The 19,274-nt window shown below is 69.2% G+C and carries 18 protein-coding genes and 1 rRNA gene; 15 read left to right on the top strand and 4 right to left on the bottom strand.

Annotated features, from left to right (window positions below; all coding sequences use genetic code 11):
• Positions 1–58: 58 nt before the first annotated feature.
• The 3 genes from OPU70_RS06120 to OPU70_RS06110 are packed head-to-tail and all read left to right on the top strand — an operon-like array spanning position 59 to position 2,971.
• The gene (locus tag OPU70_RS06120) at positions 59–1,264 is read left to right on the top strand and encodes an acyl-CoA dehydrogenase family protein (RefSeq protein WP_042541426.1); all 1,206 of its coding nucleotides are present in this window, start codon (positions 59–61) and stop codon (positions 1,262–1,264) included.
• Positions 1,261–2,148 carry a 3-hydroxyisobutyrate dehydrogenase gene (gene mmsB / locus OPU70_RS06115; RefSeq protein ID WP_311877967.1) on the top strand — a complete coding sequence of 296 codons (888 nt, stop codon included), beginning with the start codon at positions 1,261–1,263 and terminating at the stop codon, positions 2,146–2,148. Before OPU70_RS06120 ends, mmsB begins: the two co-directional genes overlap by 4 nt.
• 46 nt (positions 2,149–2,194) lie before the next feature.
• Positions 2,195–2,971, top strand: a complete 777-nt coding sequence (locus OPU70_RS06110) for an enoyl-CoA hydratase (RefSeq protein WP_042541428.1) — start codon at positions 2,195–2,197, stop codon at positions 2,969–2,971.
• A 127-nt stretch (positions 2,972–3,098) separates the two neighbouring features.
• On the opposite strand, the gene OPU70_RS06105 is transcribed toward OPU70_RS06110, so the two are convergent.
• The 3 genes from OPU70_RS06105 to OPU70_RS06095 are packed head-to-tail and all read right to left on the bottom strand — an operon-like array spanning position 3,099 to position 4,559.
• Entirely contained in the window at positions 3,099–3,542 is a 444-nt protein-coding gene (locus OPU70_RS06105) for a YdeI/OmpD-associated family protein (RefSeq protein WP_309691509.1), read from the bottom strand.
• Positions 3,539–4,021 carry an SRPBCC family protein gene (locus OPU70_RS06100; protein ID WP_079113606.1) on the bottom strand — a complete coding sequence of 161 codons (483 nt, stop codon included), beginning with the start codon at positions 4,019–4,021 and terminating at the stop codon, positions 3,539–3,541. The genes OPU70_RS06105 and OPU70_RS06100 overlap by 4 nt, the downstream gene beginning before the upstream one ends.
• Position 4,022: 1 nt before the next feature.
• Positions 4,023–4,559 (bottom strand): MarR family winged helix-turn-helix transcriptional regulator, encoded by a 537-nt coding sequence (locus tag OPU70_RS06095; RefSeq protein WP_309691505.1) that lies wholly within the window; start codon positions 4,557–4,559, stop codon positions 4,023–4,025.
• A gap of 131 nt (positions 4,560–4,690) precedes the next feature.
• On the opposite strand from OPU70_RS06095, the gene OPU70_RS06090 reads away from it, so the two are divergent.
• The 3 genes from OPU70_RS06090 to OPU70_RS06080 are packed head-to-tail and all read left to right on the top strand — an operon-like array spanning position 4,691 to position 8,194.
• Positions 4,691–5,467 (top strand): electron transfer flavoprotein subunit beta/FixA family protein, encoded by a 777-nt coding sequence (locus OPU70_RS06090; protein ID WP_079113604.1) that lies wholly within the window; start codon positions 4,691–4,693, stop codon positions 5,465–5,467.
• 1 nt (position 5,468) lies between these two features.
• Positions 5,469–6,440, top strand: coding sequence for an electron transfer flavoprotein subunit alpha/FixB family protein (locus OPU70_RS06085; RefSeq protein WP_498557340.1), 972 nt, complete (start codon positions 5,469–5,471; stop codon positions 6,438–6,440).
• A 2-nt stretch (positions 6,441–6,442) separates the two neighbouring features.
• Entirely contained in the window at positions 6,443–8,194 is a 1,752-nt protein-coding gene (locus OPU70_RS06080; RefSeq protein WP_498557339.1) for a cytochrome b/b6 domain-containing protein, read from the top strand.
• 113 nt (positions 8,195–8,307) lie between these two features.
• Here the strand turns inward: OPU70_RS06080 and OPU70_RS06075 are convergent, their stop codons facing one another.
• A complete protein-coding gene (locus OPU70_RS06075; protein WP_042541435.1) occupies positions 8,308–8,814 on the bottom strand; it encodes a GNAT family N-acetyltransferase in 507 nt (168 codons plus the stop codon).
• A 130-nt stretch (positions 8,815–8,944) separates the two neighbouring features.
• Here OPU70_RS06075 and OPU70_RS06070 point away from each other — a divergent pair, with 130 nt between their 5' ends.
• The 9 genes from OPU70_RS06070 to OPU70_RS06030 all read left to right on the top strand — a co-directional run.
• Positions 8,945–9,505, top strand: a complete 561-nt coding sequence (locus OPU70_RS06070; protein WP_042541436.1) for an acyl-CoA thioesterase — start codon at positions 8,945–8,947, stop codon at positions 9,503–9,505.
• 4 nt (positions 9,506–9,509) lie between these two features.
• Positions 9,510–10,334, top strand: a complete 825-nt coding sequence (locus tag OPU70_RS06065; protein WP_194285964.1) for a Rossmann-fold NAD(P)-binding domain-containing protein — start codon at positions 9,510–9,512, stop codon at positions 10,332–10,334.
• Between the two features lie 132 nt (positions 10,335–10,466).
• Positions 10,467–14,177 carry a proline dehydrogenase family protein gene (locus OPU70_RS06060; protein WP_498557338.1) on the top strand — a complete coding sequence of 1,237 codons (3,711 nt, stop codon included), beginning with the start codon at positions 10,467–10,469 and terminating at the stop codon, positions 14,175–14,177.
• Positions 14,178–14,409: 232 nt separating this feature from the next.
• The gene (locus tag OPU70_RS06055) at positions 14,410–14,856 is read left to right on the top strand and encodes a hypothetical protein (RefSeq protein ID WP_228385585.1); all 447 of its coding nucleotides are present in this window, start codon (positions 14,410–14,412) and stop codon (positions 14,854–14,856) included.
• Positions 14,856–15,086 carry a helix-turn-helix transcriptional regulator gene (locus OPU70_RS06050; RefSeq protein ID WP_042541438.1) on the top strand — a complete coding sequence of 77 codons (231 nt, stop codon included), beginning with the start codon at positions 14,856–14,858 and terminating at the stop codon, positions 15,084–15,086. The genes OPU70_RS06055 and OPU70_RS06050 overlap by 1 nt, the downstream gene beginning before the upstream one ends.
• Position 15,087: 1 nt before the next feature.
• Complete coding sequence (locus OPU70_RS06045; protein WP_231567594.1) at positions 15,088–16,134, top strand: NAD(P)-dependent alcohol dehydrogenase; 1,047 nt, start codon at positions 15,088–15,090, stop codon at positions 16,132–16,134.
• Between the two features lie 164 nt (positions 16,135–16,298).
• A complete protein-coding gene (ddaH, locus tag OPU70_RS06040; RefSeq protein ID WP_042541439.1) occupies positions 16,299–17,186 on the top strand; it encodes a dimethylargininase in 888 nt (295 codons plus the stop codon).
• Entirely contained in the window at positions 17,183–18,382 is a 1,200-nt protein-coding gene (rocD, locus tag OPU70_RS06035) for an ornithine--oxo-acid transaminase (protein ID WP_498557337.1), read from the top strand. The genes ddaH and rocD overlap by 4 nt, the downstream gene beginning before the upstream one ends.
• A 599-nt stretch (positions 18,383–18,981) precedes the next feature.
• Positions 18,982–19,274, top strand: a 16S ribosomal RNA gene (locus OPU70_RS06030); the annotation flags it as partial.

Raw genomic sequence — 19,274 nt, 5'->3', positions numbered from 1 at the left:
TCGTTGAGCGAGGCCGGCGAAGCCGACCGAGACGAAACGCACGACCCCAGGAGATGACATGACCATGACAACCGTCACCACCACCGCCGAAGAGCGCGAGGCCATTCTCGACGCCGTCCGGGACTTCGCCGACACCGAGCTCGCCCCGTTCGCGGCCGAGCGCGATGAGAAGCACATCTTCCCGCGGGAGTCGCTCGGCAAGGCCGGCGAACTCGGTCTCGGCGGCATCTACGTGCGCGAGGACTTCGGCGGCACCGGCCTCAGTCGCTCCGACACGGTCGCGATCTTCGAAGAGCTCGCCAAGGGCGACCCCGCGGTCGCCGCCTACATCTCCATCCACAACATGGTCGTCTGGATGATCGACACCTACGGCGATGACGCGCAGCGCGGCCGGTGGCTGCCCGCGCTCACCGCGATGCAGGCGTTCGGCGGGTACTGCCTGACGGAGCCGGGCGTCGGATCGGATGCCGCGAACGTCGCCACGAGTGCGGTGCGCGACGGAGACGACTACCTGCTCACGGGCGTGAAGCAGTTCATCTCGGGCGCCGGCGAGGCCGCGGTCTACGTCGTCATGGCGCGCACCGGCGAGCCGGGTGCCCGCGGCATCAGCGCCTTCCTGGTTCCCGGAGACGCCGAGGGCCTCAGCTTCGGCGCGCCCGAGAAGAAGATGGGCTGGCACGCGCAGCCGACCCGCCAGGTGATCCTCGACGGCGTGCGCATCCCCGCATCCGGAATGCTCGGCGACGAGGGACGCGGTTTCGCGATCGCGATGTCGGCGCTCAACGGCGGCCGTCTCAACATCGCGGCGTGCTCGCTCGGCGGTGCGCAGTGGGCCCTCGACCGTGCGGTGCAGTACGTGCACGAGCGCGTCGCGTTCGGCGAGCCGCTGGCCGAGAAGCAGTCGATCATGTTCGCGATCGCCGACATGCGCACCGACCTGCAGGCCGCTCGCCTCATGGTCAGGGACGGCGCTTCGGCGGTGGATGAGCAGGCGCCCGACGCGACGATGCGCTGCGCCATGGCCAAGCGCTTCGCGACGGATGCCGGATTCGACGTCGCCAACCGCGCGCTGCAGCTGCACGGCGGATACGGCTATCTGCAGGACTACGGCATCGAGAGGGTCGTGCGCGACCTGCGGGTGCATCAGATCCTCGAGGGCACCAACGAGATCATGCGTCTGATCGTCGGCCGCGAGATGCTCCGACCCGCGGGGTCGGCGTCGCTCCAGCGGAGCGGCGAAGACCGGATGCGGAGCGCATCATGACTCGCATCGCCTTCCTCGGGCTCGGCCACATGGGCCTGCCGATGGCGAAGAACCTGGTCGCGGCGGGGCACGAGGTGCACGGGTTCGACCTGGTGCCGGCTGCGGTCGAGGCGGCGCAGACCGTCGGCATCCCGGTCGCAGCGAGCGGAGCGGATGCCGTGCGCGACGCCGACGTGGTGATCACGATGTTCCCCGCCGGAAGGCATGTGATCGACGCCTACCGCACCGAGCTGCTGGCCGCCGCCCGCCCGAACACCCTCTTCATCGAGTCGTCGACGATCGCGGTCGATGAGGCCCGTGCGGCGCATGCGCTGGCGCTCGCCGCGGGGCATCGCAACGTCGACGCCCCCGTGTCGGGCGGAGTCGTGGGCGCCGAGAACGGCACACTCGCCTTCATGGTCGGCGGCTCCGACGACGACTTCTCGGCCGCGCTGCCGCTGCTCGAGGCCATGGGAAAGCGCATCGTGCACTGCGGTGGCCCCGGACTCGGGCAGGCGGCGAAGGTCTGCAACAACATGATCCTCGCGGTGTCGCAGATCGCGGTCGCCGAGGCGTTCGTGCTCGGCGAGCGGCTGGGGCTCGAGCATCAGGCGCTGTTCGACGTGGTCTCGCAGGCATCCGGTCAGTGCTGGTCGATCACGACCAACTGCCCCGTGCCCGGGCCGGTGCCGACGAGCCCGGCGAACCGCGACTACCAGCCCGGATTCGCCGGTGCCCTCATGGCGAAGGACCTCGGGCTCGCGCTGCAGGCGATCGAGCAGACGTCGACCGATGCGCAGATGGGACGTCTCGCACAGCAGCTCTACGCGGCATTCGCCTCAGGAGACGGCGCGACCCGCGACTTCTCGGGCATCATCACCGACATCCGCGACGGCTCTGTGTGACGCACTCGCGACATACTGAGATGACCACGACGGAGAGGGTTTCACGATGACCGAGTACGAGACGATCCTGGTCGAGCAGCGCGGACGAGTCGGGTGGATCACCCTCAACCGTCCCGAGGCCCTCAATGCGCTGAACAGCCGCCTCGCCGAGGAGGTCACGGCTGCGGCTGTGGCGTTCGACGGCGACGACGGCGTGGGCGCGATCGTCGTCACGGGGTCGGAGAAGGCGTTCGCTGCGGGTGCTGACATCAAGGAGATGGAGTCGATGTCGGCCGCCGAGATGCTCGAGACCGACCACTTCGGCGTCTGGCACGAGTTCGCCGCGGTGCGCACCCCGGTGATCGCCGCCGTCTCGGGTTTCGCGCTCGGGGGAGGATGCGAGCTCGCGATGATGTGCGACATCATCCTCGCCGCCGATACCGCCAAGTTCGGCCAGCCCGAGATCAATCTCGGCGTCATCCCCGGCATGGGCGGCACGCAGCGCCTGATCCGCGCCGTCGGCTATTACAAGGCGGCCGAGCTGGTGCTGTCCGGCCGGTTCATGGGCGCCGAAGAGGCGGAGCGCTCCGGGCTCGTCTCGCGGGTGGTGCCTGCATCCGAGCTGCTCGCGGAGGCGACGACGCTGGCCGAGACGATCGCGTCGAAGTCGCTGCCGTCGGTGTTCGCCGCCAAAGCCGCCCTCGACGCCGCGATGGAGACGACGCTCGCCGACGGTCTGGCCCATGAGAAGAAGGCGTTCGCCGCGCTCTTCGACACCGAGGACCAGAAGGAAGGCATGTCGGCCTTCCGGGAGAAGCGTGCGCCCGACTTCCGCAACCGCTGACCTCCGCGGAGGCGGCGGCGCCCGGCGGTTCACAATTCAGCATGCATGGCGCCATAGAGTCCCGTCGGCGCCGATCTGGCACGCCGGTCAGCGGTTGATGCTGAGCTGTGAACGAGCGGCGGGCGGCTCAGCCGCGCAGTGCGGCGACGATCTTCTCGACGCGGCGGTCGCGGGTCGCGTCCTGCTTCGCGTCAGCCACGGTGCGGGCATGCTCCTTGCGCACGGAGTACGAGAGCGCGTCGAAGGCCCCGCGCAGCGCAGGGTCGGCATCGAGGGCCGCGGCGAGGGCGGGCGGGATGTCGACCTGGCGCTCGGCGGCATCCAGACGGATGACGGCCTCGACCTCCTGGTCGATCTCCACACCGAGGTCGGCCCGCACGGCTTTGCTGAAGCCGATCATGTTCTGCCCGCCCATGCGGGCCAGGCGCAGACGTGCGGTGCGTCCTCCGATCGTGACGGCGACCGGAAAGGTCTTGCCCGCCCCGAACGACGCGACCTGCTCGTCGGAGAGGATGATCGCCGCGGCCGGACCGCGGCCTTCGAGGGTCGTGTGCACGCGCAGCTCGCTCATGCGGGCAGTGTACGCCCGTGCCCGTCTGCTTCGGCCTCCGCCTCTGCGGCCAGCTGGTCGTTGCGCGCTTCGATCAGGCGACGCATGTACTCGCGGAGCACGAGCCGGTCGACCAGTCGTCCGATCGGGCCGAACGGCGAATGGAACCTGATCGTGTCGCGCATCAGCGTGCCCCGCGGGTGCTCCTGGAACACGTGCTCGTGCCAGAACGCGCCGAAGGGTCCCGAGATCTGCCGGTCGCGGAACCCGCGCGGCGGATCGACGTCGTACACGATCGACCGCAGACGGAACGGGATGCCGAAGTGCCGTGCCCGCCAGGTGACGGTCGACCCTTCGCTGAACACGCCGCCCGCCGGACCTTCGACCATCGTCTCGCCGTACCGTGCCATCGACCGCAGATGCAGCCCGGGGTCGAGGGCGATCGCGAAGACGTGGGCGGGAGCAGCCGAGATCACGCGTTCGAGCACGAACTCGGCCATGTCAGAGGGCGTCCGGCTGCGGCTTCGGGTCGCTGAAGTCGCCGGCGGCCTTGCGCATGCGGGCCACGATCGCGACGAGCTCGGTCGCGTCCGCCTTGCTGACCCCGGGGTCGGCGAAGACATCGGCGTTGAGGGCGGAGGTGGCGCGTTCGACGAGTTCGCGGCCGGAGTCGGTCAGGGCGAGCAGTGCAGCGCGGCCGTCGTGCGGGTGCGGCTCGCGCACGATCAGCCCGTCACGCACCAGACGCTCGGCCGTGCTCGTGACGGTCGTCGCATGCACCTGGAGTCGGGCGACCACGCTCGACAGCGGCAGGCGGCCCGAGCGGCTGAACGCCAGCAGGCGCAGCATCTCGTAGCGGGCGAAGCTCAGGGCGAACGGCTTGAGAGCGGCATCCACCCTGGCGAGCAGCAGCTGCTGGGCCCGCATCACCGAGGTGACCACGGTCATGCCGTCGGCGGCATCCGACCAACCGTGCGCGAGCCATTGCCGCTTCGCCTCAGCGAGCGGATCGACAGGCAGAGGACGGGGTCGGACCACGGTTCTACGGTAGGGCATCGGGCCGGGACTCCGGGGATGCGCCCGCCGGAACGGCGAGTGGTCCTCAGTCGCTCGTCGGGTGGGACTCAGTATCAGGGGACTAGAATCGACGCAGTCGTGAGGAGCAATCGATGAAGATCTTCGTCCTGGTCAAAGAGGTGCCGGACACCTACGGCGACCGCAAGCTGAATCTCGAGACAGGACTCGCCGAGCGAGGTGCCGGCGACGTCGTTCTCGATGAGATCACCGAGCGCGCGCTCGAGGTCGCGCTGAGCCATGCCGACAAGAACGAGGGCACCGAGGTCGTCGCCGTGGCGATGGCTCCCGGCGGCTCGACGGCGTCGGTGCGGCGGGCGCTCGCGATCGGCGCAGGCTCGGCCGTGCACATCGCCGACGAGCAGCTCGCCGGAGCCGATCTCGGGCTCACGGCGGAGACCCTGGCGGCGGCGATCCGCCGCGGCGCACCCGACCTGGTGATCACAGGCAACCTGTCGACCGACGGTTCGGGCGGAGTGATGGCCGCGATGCTCGCCGAGCACCTCGGCTGGGCGCACGCGACCGCGCTCACGAGCGTCGAGATCACGGCTGAGGGCATCACGGGCACGCGAGGGGCGGATGCCGGAGCGCAGCCGATCTCGGCATCCCTTCCCGCCGTCATCTCGATCACCGAAGCGCTGCCCGACGCGCGCTTCCCGAATTTCAAGGGCATCATGGCGGCGAAGAAGAAGCCGCTCGAGGTCCTGACCCTCGACGACCTCGGCGTCTCGGCCGACCCGGGCGCGGCTCCCCGCACGATCATGACGTCGGTCGCCGAGAAGCCGCCTCGTGCGGCCGGCGTGAAGATCGTCGATGAGGGCGATGCCGCCGAGAAGCTCGTCGACTACCTCGTGCAGAACAGGCTGGTGTGACATGACCTACCCCGAGAACCCGATCCTCGTCGTCGTCGACCTCGACCCGGCAGGCAACCCCGCCAGCAGCACGGCGGCCCTGATCGGCGCCGCCTCGACCGTCGGCGCACCGGTCGCGCTCGTCGTCGGCGGATCCGCGGATGCCGCATCGAAGGTCGCCGAGGCGGGAGCATCCGTGGTGCTGACGGCCGACGCCGACGAGACGATCCTCACGGTGCCGATCGTCGATGCGCTGCATGCCGCCTTCGAGCAGGTGCGACCGGATGCCGTGCTCATCTCGAACTCGATCGCGGGGCGCGACGTCGCGGGCCGGTTCGCGGTGCGCGCGAAGCTGGCGCTGTCGGTCGATGCCGTAGGCGTCTCGCGAGATGACGAGGGCATCGTGGCGAACCACTCCGTGTACGGCGGCGCCTACCTCACCGACTCGGCCCCCACATTCGGGACTCCGGTGATCACCGTGCGCCAGGGCGCTGTCGACGCTCGGGCAGAGGCGGTCGCGTCGCCGACCGTCGAAGCCCTGACCGTCGCGGCATCCGGCTCCCCTGCCGCCACCGTCGGCGCTGTCGAAGCGGTCGAGGCCACGTCGTCCCGGCCCGAGCTGCGCGGGGCGACCCGGGTCGTCTCGGGCGGCCGCGGACTCGCGTCGAAAGAGAAGTTCGTGCTCGTCGAAGAGCTCGCCGATGCGCTCGGTGCGGCCGTCGGCGCATCGCGGGCCGCCGTGGATGCCGGATACATCCCGCAGTCTCATCAGGTCGGTCAGACCGGTGTCTCGGTGTCGCCGCAGCTGTACGTCGCTCTCGGCATCTCCGGTGCGATCCAGCACCGTGCGGGCATGCAGACAGCCAAGAACATCGTCGCGATCAACAAAGACGGCGAGGCGCCGATCTTCGACGTCGCCGACTTCGGCATCGTCGGCGACCTGTTCACGATCGTCCCGCAGGTGATCGCGGGCCTCGAGGCGCGGAAGAAGTAGCCATGGCGACGCGAACGCTCAGGCGCGGACTCCCGCGCGTGCCCGGCGGCGAGCCGTGGCCTCCCGGGCTCGCGGTCGACGTCGGCGAAGGCGACGTGTCGGCGTCGCCGTCTTCGCTCGGCGAGCAGGAGAGCGCGTCCCCGGTCGTCGCCGAGCGGGAGAGCGCTTCGCCGGTCGTCGAGTCGGCGGTCGCCTCGCCGGTCGTCGACCCGGTGGAGGCTGCCTCCCCGGTCGTCGAGCGAGGAGCGGAGCGACGAGACGACACGCGCCACGCTGCGAGCGCTCCCACCGCATCCGTGCGTCGCGGTCTTCCGCGCACGCCGGGTGGAGAGCCCTGGCCGCCCGCGGGTGTGGTGCCTATCGGTGCGGAGGGCGTTTCGTCTCGGTCGGCGTCGCCGTCATCGCTCGACGAGCAGGAGAGTGCGCCCCCGGCCGTCGCTGCGGCTGTCGCCTCTCCGGTCGTCGAGAGCGCCGCTCCCTCCCCGGTCGTCGAGAGCGCCGCTCCCTCCCCGGGCGTCGAGCGAGGAGCGCAGCGACGAGACGAGACGCGCCACGCTGCGAGCGCGGCCGCCACCGCGTCATCCGTGCGTCGCGGTCTTCCGCGCACACCGGGAGGCGAGCCCTGGCCGCCCGCCGGCACTGAAGCCGTGGTCATCGAGCGCGTTTCGTCTCCGTCTGCTTCGCCGTCCTCGCCCGACGACCGGGAGGATACTTCGGTCGCCGGTCCGTCCACGGCCGTGGCCCCGGCAGCCGCATCCTTCGCCCTCGGCGATCCCTCGATGCCGCTGCCCACCCCGCAGACGGTCTGGAACGGCAGCGCGCCGCGTCACATCACGGCGACCGCTCCGACATCCGCTCGTCCTCGACCCTCCTGGACCCAGGCGATCGCCGGTCTGCTCGGGGCCGCGGCCCTCGGCATCCTGGCCGCGGCAGCCGTGGCCTTCGTGCGGGCGCTGCTGAGCTTCCCCGTCATGCAGGACTTCCTCGCGGCCTTTCCCGGCGAATACGAGCCGGCCGTCGCCGTCGAGCCCGGGTTCGCGCCGTGGACCAACTGGGCGCACTTCTTCAACGTGTTCCTGATGGTGCTGATCATCCGGTCGGGTCTGCGGATCCGCAACGAGAAGCGGCCGACCGCCTTCTGGACCCCGCGAGGCGACCCCAAGGGCAAGGTCAGCCTGACGATCTGGTTCCACCAGGCGCTCGACATCCTGTGGCTCGTCAACGGCGTGATCTTCGTCGTGCTGCTGTTCGTCACCGGACACTGGGCGCGCATCGTGCCGACCAGCTGGGAGGTCATCCCCAACGCGCTGTCGGCGGCGCTGCAGTACGTGTCCTTCGACTGGCCGACCGAGCACGGCTGGGTGAACTACAACAGCCTGCAGCAGCTGGCCTATTTCGTGACCGTGTTCATCGCGGCGCCGCTCGCTGCGGCCACCGGATTCCGCATGTCGGGCATGTGGCCCAAGAAGGCCGAGCGGCTGTCGAGGGCGTATCCGATCGAGTGGGCCCGTGCGCTGCACTTCCCGGTCATGATCTACTTCGTGGTGTTCATCATCGGACACGTCGCGCTGGTGTTCCTCACCGGTTTCCTGCGCAACCTCAACCACATGTACGCGTCGTCGGATGCCGTCGGCTGGACGGGCTTCTGGGTCTTCGTGGCCTCCCTGGTGGTGATCGCCCTCGGCTGGGTCGCCGCCCGCCCGCTGGTCATCGCCCCGATCGCGAAGCTCTTCGGCACCGTGTCTGGCCGCTGACACGATCCTGTCTTCCGCACAGACTGCAACCGGGCACACAGAGACGGCCCCCGCCGATGGGCGGGGGCCGTGTCGTGCTGCATCGTGAACGCGGTGGTCACGAGACGCAGAGATCAGCGCACGAAGCGCACCTCGGTGAGCGTCTCGCCGAGGAACGGCTCGGTGTGGCTGGCGCCGTCGAGCGCGAAGCCGTTGCGCGTATAGAAGCGATGTGCGCGGGGGTTGTCCTCCGCGACCCACAGGTAGAGGGGCTCGTCCTTCTCGACGGCCGCATCGAAGAGCTTCTGGCCGATGCCGGTCGAGTGGTACGCGTCGAGCAGGTAGATGAAGTACAGCTCGCGGAACGCGGGCGCGTCCTTGTCGCGGGCAGGGCCGGAGCCGACGAAGCCGACGATCTCGCCGTCGACGAGGGCGGCGCGCATCGTGAACTCGGGGCCCTGAGCGGCCCAGTGCGTCCACAGCTCGGCCATGCGACGGGGCGAGACCTTCTCGAGGGCTGCCTTGCTGATCAGGTGGTCGTAGGTCTCGTGCCAGCACTGCGCGTGCACGCGACCAAGGGCTTCCGCATCCACATCACGGACCGGACGGACGATGACTTCAGGCTGGGCTTCGGCGCTCATAGCGCGACTCTACGCGCGGCCTCCGCGAACCGGAAATCGAGCGGGAGCGTTCCCAGACCGCGGGTGAGCGGCTGGAGGGATCGCACAACGATGTTCGTGATTCGTTCGCCGATGGCTACGATCAGTCCTCGTGAACGTGATCTGGCGCACTCTCCTCGTGATCCTCTCCGCCCGTCGCCGCGTGCGGCGAGGCAAGACCCTCGACGCAGCATCGGTCAGCAGCATCCGGCTGACGACGCTGCCGACCGACATCGACATCCTCCGTCACATGAACAACGGCCGATACCTGTCGCTCTTCGACCTCGGCCGGTGGGATCTGCTGATCCGCACAGGGCTGTTCGACGCCATGAATGAACGCGGCTGGTATGCCGTCGTCTCGAGCGAGACCGTGACGTTCCGCAAGTCGCTGCAGCTGTGGCAGCGGTTCGAGGTGCAGTCGCGCTTCATCGGTCATGACGACAAGGCGGTGTTCCTCGAGCACAGGGCGGTCGTCGGCGGCGAGATCTACGCCCGCGTCATCGTGCGATCGAGGATGCTGCGTCGCACCGGCGGCACGGTCAGCAACGAAGAGCTGTTCGCCGCCGTCGGCAAGCCCGAGGGTGTGCCCGAGATCGACTCCTGGGTGCACGACTGGGCCGCAGCATCCGCTCTGCCTCCCGTGCGCACCCCGGCGCCGAGCGTGTGGAGCTGACGCCGTGACCGATCCGTGGGGTCTCGAGACGCGCACGCCGGGCTCGGTGCTGCTGGTCGGATGCGGCAAGCTCGGCATCCGCCTCGGCGAACGGCTCGTCGCACAGGGCTCAGAGGTCACGGCCATGCGGCGCAGCGCGGGCGACATGCCGTTCCCGACCATCGAGGCGGATCTGCGGCATCCGCTCGACCGTGAGCTGCCGGAGTTCGACTCGGTCGTGATCACTCTGCCGCCGAGCACCGAGGGCGACTCGATCTATCCACCGGCGTTGCGGGGGCTCGCGAAGGCCCTGCCGACGATGCCCGAGAGGGTCGTGTTCGTCTCGTCGACGCGCGTGTTCGAGGGACGCCCCGGCGAGACACCGCTGACCGAGCGCGATGCGCCGAAGGTGTCGAGCGAGCGGGGCGGCGATCTGGTCGAGGGCGAGCACCTGGCGATGGAGCTGTTCGGTGCGCGCATCGTGCGCCCGGCCGGCATCTACGGACCCGGTCGCGACTTCCTCATCCGGCGGGTGCGCGAGGGCGCAGCGGTCGACCACACGCGCCGCACCAACCGCATCCACGAGACCGATCTCGTGCGGCTGCTCGAGGCGATGCTGCGGGCCGACTCCGCGCCCCCGCTGATCCATGCCGTCGACCGCGAGCCCGTGCTGCTCGGAGACGTCGTCGCGCACATCGCCTCTCGCCTCGGAGTCGAGCCGCCCCCGCACCTCGATCCGGAGGTCGGCGGCGGGACGGTGCTGGAGGGGCGCCTGCTGCAGGAGTTCCTCGGCGATCTCGAGTATCCGACCTTCCGTGCGGGCTACGACGAGATGATCGCCGCGCTCTGAGCGCTTCCGCCCCGGTTCCGGTCGCCCTCCGTGGCGTGCCTTCGCACGAGCGACGGCATGAACTGCGACCGGAACCACCCGACGCGACCGTCGCTCAACGGCAGGCGGGCACTGCAGTCCTAGGCTGAGCTCATGGCCGACCCGATGCCCACCGCGGATCCCGAATCCGTCTCGCTCGCGGACCGTGCCGTCGAGCTCGCCCGCCGCTGGGTGATCGAGGCAGCGGCCGCCGATGTCGATCCGGCGGCAGAGCGGCTCGCCGGTGTGCTGCAGGATGCCAACGGGCTGCCGTTCACGCTCGGATTCGTCGACGGCGTCATGCGCCCCGAGAGCCTGAGCGCCGCGGCATCCCAGCTGCACCGCATCGCTCCGATCGTGCCCGACTTCCTGCCCTGGTACCTGCGGTCTGCCGTGCGGCTCGGCGGCGGCGTCGCTCAGATGCTGCCGACCCCCGTGGTGCCCATCGCGCGTCGGGTGCTGCGTGACATGGTCGGCCACCTGGTGGTCGACGCCCGCCCCGCGAAGCTCGGACCGGCGATCGCGAAGATCCGTGAATCGGGCGCTCGGCTCAACCTCAATCTGCTCGGTGAGGCGGTGCTGGGTGAGGACGAGGCGCGGCGGCGGCTCGACGGCATCCACGAGCTGATCCGTCGCCCCGATGTCGACTACGTGTCGGTCAAGGTGTCGGCGATCGTCAGCCACATCTCGATGTGGGCGTTCGACGAGGTCGTCGAGTCGGTCGTCGAGCGACTGCTTCCGCTGTATCTGACGGCCGCCTCGGATCGCACCTTCATCAACCTCGACATGGAGGAGTACCGCGACCTCGACCTGACGATCGCGGTGTTCACCCGCATCCTCGAGGATCCCCGCCTCGACGGTCTCGAGGCGGGCATCGTGCTTCAGGCGTATCTGCCTGACGCCCTGCCGGCACTGCAGCAGCTCACCGCCTGGGCGCGCGAGCGGGTCGACCATGGCGGAGCCCCCATCAAGGTGCGGCTCGTCAAGGGAGCCAACCTCGCGATGGAGCGGGTCGAGGCTCGCATGCACGGATGGGCTCAGGCCACCTACGACACCAAGCTCGACACCGACGCCAACTATCTGCGCTGCCTCGACTGGGCGCTGCGGCCTGAGAACGTCGACGCGGTGCGCCTGGGCATCGCGGGCCACAACCTGTTCGGCATCGCCTATGCCTGGTTGCTCGCGGGGGAGCGCGGGGTTCGAGCGGGCGGAGTCGACGCCGCTGCCGCGACCACGGCCTCGAACTCCCAGCCGTCGGTCGAGTTCGAGATGCTGCTCGGCATGGCGCAGGGGCAGGTGCAAGCCGTGTCGCGCGAGGTCGGCGAGGTACTGCTCTACGTGCCGGTCGTGAACCCGGGCGAGTTCGATGTCGCCATCAGCTATCTCGTCCGCCGGCTCGAAGAGAACGCGTCGAGTGACAACTTCCTCTCCGCCGCGTTCCGGCTGGGCGACGACGAGTCGCTCTTCGTGCGCGAGCGGGACAGGTTCCTCGACGCCCTCGATCGTTCGACGTCGCCGACGCTGCGGGTGGGCGCGCTGCGCGGCCAGGACCGACTGGCGCCGGTGCACGAGTCGATGCGCCCGGTGCCCGTGGCGCCCGCGCCCGAAGAGGGTCTGACCCAGGCGGTGCTCGGCATCTCCCGCGGTGCGGATGACACGGGCGGGCCGTTCCTCGAGACGGCGGTCTATGCCCCGCGCGAGCTCGACGAGGCGACCGGCGGTGCTCCCGGCTTCGCGAACACTCCTGACAGCGATCCGTCGCTTCCGGCCAACCGTGACTGGGCGCGCGAGATCCATAAGCGCATCGCCGACTCGACGCTCGGTGTCTCGACGATCGACGCGGCCCGCGTCGACGACGCCGACACGCTCGAGAGCACGATCGCCGGGGTGCGGGAGGCCGCTGCTCTGTGGGGCGCGCGGCCGGCCACCGAACGCGCCGAGGTGCTGCTGCGCGCGGCGGCCGCACTCGAGGGGCGCCGCGGAGACCTCATCGAGGTCGCCGCCTCCGAGACCGGCAAGGTGTTCGCCGAGGCCGACGTCGAAGTCAGCGAGGCCGTCGACTTCGCCCGCTACTACGCAGCCAAGGCCAGAGAGCTGGATGCCGTCGCCGGCGCCGCATTCGAACCCGCGCGCGTCACCGTCGTCACCCCACCGTGGAACTTCCCGCTCGCCATCCCGGCCGGGGGAGTGCTCGCCGCGCTCGCCGCAGGCTCGGGAGTCGTCTTCAAGCCCGCCCCGCAATCGCGCCGCTGCGCCGCCGTCATCGCCGAGATCCTGTGGGAGGTCGGTGTTCCGCGCGATGTGCTCGCGCTCGTGGACATCGAGGAGGGCGACCTCGGCCGTGAGCTGATCTCGCACGAGTCGGTGGACCGCGTCATCCTCACCGGGTCATGGGAGACCGCTGCCCTGTTCCGCTCGTGGCGGCCCGACCTGCCGCTGCTCGCCGAGACGAGCGGCAAGAACGCGATGATCATCACCCCGTCGGCCGATCTCGATCTCGCCGTCGCCGATCTGGTGCGCAGCGCCTTCGGGCATGCGGGGCAGAAGTGCTCGGCGGCGTCGCTCGCGATCCTCGTCGGACCGGTCGGGCGGTCGAAGAGATTCGCCCGTCAGCTGGCCGATGCGACTCGGTCGCTGCACGTCGGCTGGCCGACCGATCCGCTGGCCGAGGTCGGGCCCGTGATCGAGCGTCCCGAGGGCAAGCTCGCCTGGGCGCTCACCGAACTCGACCGCGACGAGAAGTGGCTCATCGAGCCCGCCCTCTCGGACGATGACCCCACCGGTCGGCTCTGGCGGCCGGGCATCCGCGTCGGGGTGCAGCCGGGGTCGCGCTTCCACACCGAGGAGTTCTTCGGGCCGGTGCTGGGCATCATGCACGCCCCGACGCTCGAGCGGGCGATCGAGCTGCAGAACGCGGTCGAGTACGGCCTGACGGCGGGACTGCACACGCAGGACCCGGCCGAGCTCGCCCTGTGGCTCGACCGGGTGCAGGCCGGAAACCTCTATGTGAACCGCGGTATCACCGGCGCGATCGTGCAGCGTCAGCCGTTCGGCGGGTGGAAGCGCTCATCGGTCGGCCCCGGGGCCAAGGCGGGCGGACCGAACTACCTGATCGGGCTCGGGTCCTGGCGCTCGAGCGGATCCGGCACGGTGTCGAGCACGCTGCATCTGCGTGGGCTCGACTCGCGCATCACCGACCTGATCGAGGCGGCGCAGCCCTCGCTCGGCTTCGAGGCGTTCGAGTGGCTGCGACGTTCGGCGCTGTCGGACGCCCTCGCGTGGGATCGCGAGTTCGGCCAGGTGCGCGATGTGTCTCACCTGGGTGTCGAGCGCAACCTGTTCCGCTACCGCCCGGTGCCGGTCGCGATCAGGGCCACTGCGGACGCCGGCTGGCAGGAGCTGCTGCGCGTCGTCATCGCCGCGGTGCGCGCCGGGGCCGGATTCGTGCTGTCGACCCCCGTCGGGCTGCCCCCGGCAGTGCGCCACGCGCTCGCCGAACTCGGCGCGGTCGTCTACATGGAGACCGACGACGAATGGATCGAGCGGATGCGGCGTCGCGGCGACTCGAGCGGGGTGCGCGAGTCTCTCGGCGACGACGAGCTGCGCCCGAGCCGGGCACGACTGGTCGGCCCGCGCGAATCCGTGTCCGCGCTGCACCGTGCGCTCGCCGCGGCTGTGGGCGGCGACCCCGACCTCGCGGTGTACGACGGCGAGGTCACCTCTGCCGGGCGCATCGAGCTGCTGCCCTTCGTGCACGAGCAGGCGATCGCGATCACCGCGCACCGTTACGGCAACCCCGACGACTGGAGCGCCGCGGTCATCTGAGGCGGTCGCGCTTCGGCATCCGTTCCGCCCTCGCCATCTCCGGCATCCCCTCACCCGCGGTCGACCACGCACCTACCGCCGCTGTGCGTGGTCGAAAGAGCATCCGAAACGGGCGATTCGGATGCTCTTTCGACCACCCCTGTCGATGCGACCCGACCGACAGACCGCGCATGTAAAGAATTCTTGACACAGCGGATGCCGCAGGCGTACTGTCGTGTCAAGAATCTTTTACATGGGAGGCATCATGGTCTACGAAGAGCGCAACGCCTGGGCCGGTCTCATCGTCGGCGCGGTGGTGATCGGGGCGTATGTCGTCATCGTGCTGCAGCAGGCCGCCGGCGGACCGGTGACCGATGTCGACTGGTTCCCGCTCATGATGTGGACGATCGGTCTCGGCATCGTGGCCACGATCGTGCTCAGCATCGTCTGGGGGATGATCGCCGGTGCGAAGGATCCCGACGGGGTCGGCAAGTCCGATGTCCGCGACCGCGACATCAGCCGCATGGGCAGTCGGGTCGAACAGTCCTTCGTCGTGATCGCCGGTCTCGGCGTGATCACCCTCTGCGCGGTGGGCGCCGACCTCTTCTGGATCGCCAACACCATGTTCGCGGGGTTCGCCGTCTCGGCCATGGTCGGCAGCGTCGCGCGAGTCGTCGCCTACCGTCGGGGACTCGTCTGATGGTCAAGCCCACGCTCGTCTCCAACCGCATCCGCGCTCACCGCGAAGCGGCCGGACTCACCCAGGCCGAACTCGCCCGCAGCATCGGCGTGACCAGGCAGACGCTCATCGCGATCGAGCAGGAGAAGTACTCCCCGTCGCTCGAGCTCGCGTTCCAGATCGCCCGCGCTTTCGGCGTGGGGCTCGACGACCTGTTCCAGTACCCGCAACCCACGAGCACGGAGGTGTGACGTGACCGAGACCGACAAGACCCCGACGAACGAGACCGAGATGATGCCGGCGTGGCGTCGCGAGACCTACGGCTCGGCCGATGGCTTCCGCCTCGAGCAGATCCCCGTTCCCACCCCGCGGTCGGGCGAGGTGGTGCTGCGAGTCGAGGCGACCGCGCTCCACGCCGGCGACGTGCGTCTCATGCTCGGCGATCCGCTGCTCGTGCGCCCCATCTTCGGGCTGACGCGCCCCAAGTACCCGGTGCGCGGGATGGAGGTCGCCGGAACCGTCGTGGCAGTGGGCCCGAACGCGATCGGCGCCGAGCTCGGAGAGCGTGTCGTCGGCGAGCTCACCGGGGGCGGGGGACTCGCGTCGCATGTCGCTGCGTCCGCTGCGCGTCTCGTGCCGATCCCGCCCGACGTCACCTCCGAGACCGCCGCGTGCCTGACGATCTCGGCGGGCACGGCCTGGCAGGCACTCGACCGTGCGGGGATCGGCTTCCGTGCCGCCAAGGGCACTGCGGCCGGACACATCCCGCGCGTTCTCGTGATCGGTGCGTCCGGGGGAGTCGGCACATTCGCCGTGCAGCTCGCAGCGCTGCGCGGGGCCGAGGTCTGGGCCACGTGCGGAGAACGCAACTTCCGGCTCGTCGAGCACCTCGGCGCCGTGCGCACCCTCGACCACCGCACCTCACCGCTGGCCGACCTGCCGGCCGCGCATTTCGACGCGGTGATCGACATCGCCGGCGGCCTGGGCCTTCGCGAACTGCAGCGCCTCGTCGTGCCCGGCGGCTCGGTGGTGCTCGTGGCAGGCGACGGAGGGCACGTCCTCGGGCCGATACCTCGCATCCTCAAGGCGGTGTTCCTGTCGATCGGGTCGCGTCGCCGCATCCGCCCGCTGGCGGCGACACCGCGCCCCGAGATCCTCGCCAAGCTGCTCGAGCTCACCGCTGAGGGGCGCATCACGCCGGTCGTCGAGCGGGAGTACCCCTTCGACGAGGCATCCGCCGCCCTGGCCCACCTCGAAGCGGGCCACACGGTGGGCAAGGTGGTCGTGCACGGACCCTGACCGCGACGGGCCGCGCTCTGGCGGCGTTCAGGGGCGGATGACAGAATGGATGCTGGCGTGCCCGAGTCGCATCTTCCCCCTGGCGTCGGCTCTCACCGAGCGACGCGGGTCGAAGGACCGCCGGGCCCCTGGACAGCGTCCGCCGCATCCGTTCGAGGAGCCCCATGTCTGTCGAAACCACCGCGCCGGCATCCGAGACCGCAACCCCGGTCCGCACCGCACACCACCGTCACTATCTGATGTGCAAGCCGTCGCACTTCACGGTGAACTACTCGATCAACCCGTGGATGGAGCCGGCGAAGCCGACCGACACCGCACGGGCCGTCGAGCAGTGGCAGAAGCTGCACGACCTCTACCTCGAGCTCGGCCACGAGGTCGAGCTGATCGAGCCCCTCGCCGGGTATCCCGACATGGTCTACACCGCGAACGGCGGGTTCCTGATCGACGGCCGCGCCTATGTGCCGAAGTTCCGCTTCGTCGAGCGTCAGGGAGAGGCCCCCGCGTTCGCGGACTGGTTCCGCGGTGCCGGCTACGACACCGTGCTCCCCGAAGAGGTCAACGAGGGCGAGGGTGACTTCCTGCTCGTCGGCGATGTGATCCTCGCGGGCACCGGGTTCCGCTCGACCGGCGACAGCCACCGCGAGGTCGGGGAGGTGTTCGGCCGCGAGGTCGTGTCTCTCAACCTCGTCGACCCGCGCTTCTATCACCTCGACACCGCGATCGCGGTGCTCGACCCCGTGCAGGGCGTCGAGAACGGCGGCCCCGAGCGCGCGAACATCGCGTATCTGCCCGGCGCCTTCGACGACGAGAGCCGCGCCGTCCTCGAGGAGCGCTTCCCGGATGCGATCCTCGTGTCCGACGAAGACGGATCGGTGTTCGGTCTCAACTCCGCGAGCGACGGCTACAACGTGGTCATCTCGCCGCGCGCCCTCGGTTTCGAGAAGCAGCTGCGCGAGCGTGGCTACAACCCGATCATGATCGACCTCTCCGAGCTGCTGCTCGGCGGCGGCGGCATCAAGTGCTGCACCCTCGAACTGCGCGGTGAGGCGTGACCGCGGTCGACGCCGAGGTGTCGGCTGAGCCGCACGTCGCCCACAACTATCACCCCCTGCCGGTCAACATCGCCCGCGGTGACGGAGCCTGGGTGACGGATGTCGAGGGCAAGCGCTACCTCGACCTGCTCGCCGCTTATTCGGCTGTGAACTTCGGCCACCGGCATCCCGCGCTCGTGGCTGCTCTCACCGAGCAGCTCGGTCGGGTCACGCTCGTCAGCCGGGCATTCCAGAGCGATCGGCTCGAGCCGTTCGCGGCGGCGCTCGCGAAGCTGGCGGACAAAGACATGGTGCTGCCGATGAACACGGGCGCCGAAGCGGTCGAGACGGGCATCAAGGTCGCCCGAGCCTGGGGGTACCGCGTCAAGGGCATCGCGGACGGCCGGGCGCGGATCATCGTCGCCGCCGGGAACTTCCACGGCCGCACCACCACGATCGTCAGCTTCAGCGACGACGAGCAGGCGCGGGCGGACTTCGGTCCCTACACGCCGGGCTTCGACGTGGTCCCCTACGGGGATGCGGATGCCGTCGCCGCGGCGATCACCGACGACACCGCCGCCGTGCTGATCGAGCCGATCCAGGGTGAGGGCGGGGTGGTGATCCCGCCGGAGGGATACCTGCGCCGCATCCGCGAGATCTGCGACGAGAAGAACGTGCTGTTCATCGCAGATGAGATCCAGTCCGGGCTCGGACGTGTCGGCGAGACCTTCGCGTGCGACCGCGAGGGTGTCGTGCCCGACCTGTACCTGCTGGGCAAGGCGCTGGGCGGCGGCATCCTGCCGGTGTCCGCTGTGGTGGGCGATGCCGACGTGCTCGGAGTCATCCGTCCGGGCGAGCACGGCTCGACCTTCGGAGGCAACCCGCTCGCCGCGGCCGTCGGGCTGCGGGTCGTCGAGATGCTCGAATCGGGGGAGTTCCAGGAGCGCGCTCGCGCACTCGGCGCTCACCTCGGAGCCGCTCTCGAACCGCTGAAGGGTCATGGCGTCACCGAGGTGCGCATCGCCGGCCTGTGGGCAGGCGTCGACATCGACCCCGCCAAGGGCACCGGGCGTGAGATCGCCGAGAAGCTGCTCGACCGTGGGGTGCTGGTGAAAGACACGCATGGGCAGACCATCCGCATCGCGCCGCCGCTCGTCATCCGGGCGACCGAGCTCGACTGGGCGGTCGAGCAGCTGAAGCTGGTCCTCGGAGCCTGATTCCCCTGTCCGCCGGGCGACACGCCCGGCGGACAACCCGGATTTGCCGGAACCCCGGAACCCACGTAACTTATTACTTGTTCGCCCCACAGGGAAGCGGAGAGGCCGAGAGCTTCACCCCCCTCAAGCGGAGAACCACCTCCACTCGATCAGCTCCTCGGAGCAGATCGCAGACACACTTCTGTCTGAGCTGGAGCTTCCACTACGGACAAGCGGTCGATTTGACAGCTAGTCCGGAACGGATAAGCTAGTGAAGTTGCCTCGGCGGCCTTGAGCCCCGAGCTGCAGATCTGGTTCTGAACATCACGGCGTGTCGATTTGACAGCCGGAAATGCGAAGATAAGATAGAAAAGTTGCCCTTCGGGCCTGGTTGTGATGACTGGGTCGTGGGAGCATCCGATCCTTGAGAACTCAACAGCGTGCACTTGTCAAATGCCAAATTATCCTCGTCTAGCTTCGGCTGGGTGAGAATTCCTTTGGATCAAAGACCAACCTCCTTGTGGGGTTGGCATTCGGATGAAGTCAGCAATGAATTTGTCTCTTTGGTCAGCATCAAACTCGCTGCGTCACCGTTTTCCCGGTGTCGTATGCATTTCTTTTTTACGGAGAGTTTGATCCTGGCTCAGGATGAACGCTGGCGGCGTGCTTAACACATGCAAGTCGAACGGTGAACACGGAGCTTGCTCTGTGGGATCAGTGGCGAACGGGTGAGTAACACGTGAGCAACCTACCCCTGACTCTGGGATAAGCGCTGGAAACGGCGTCTAATACTGGATACGAGTGGCGACCGCATGGTCAGCTACTGGAAAGATTTGTTGGTTGGGGATGGGCTCGCGGCCTATCAGCTTGTTGGTGAGGTAATGGCTCACCAAGGCGTCGACGGGTAGCCGGC

Source organism: Microbacterium sp. SWDP-B6 (assembly GCF_059803615.1).
This window is presented reverse-complemented; position numbering and strand designations above follow the sequence as displayed.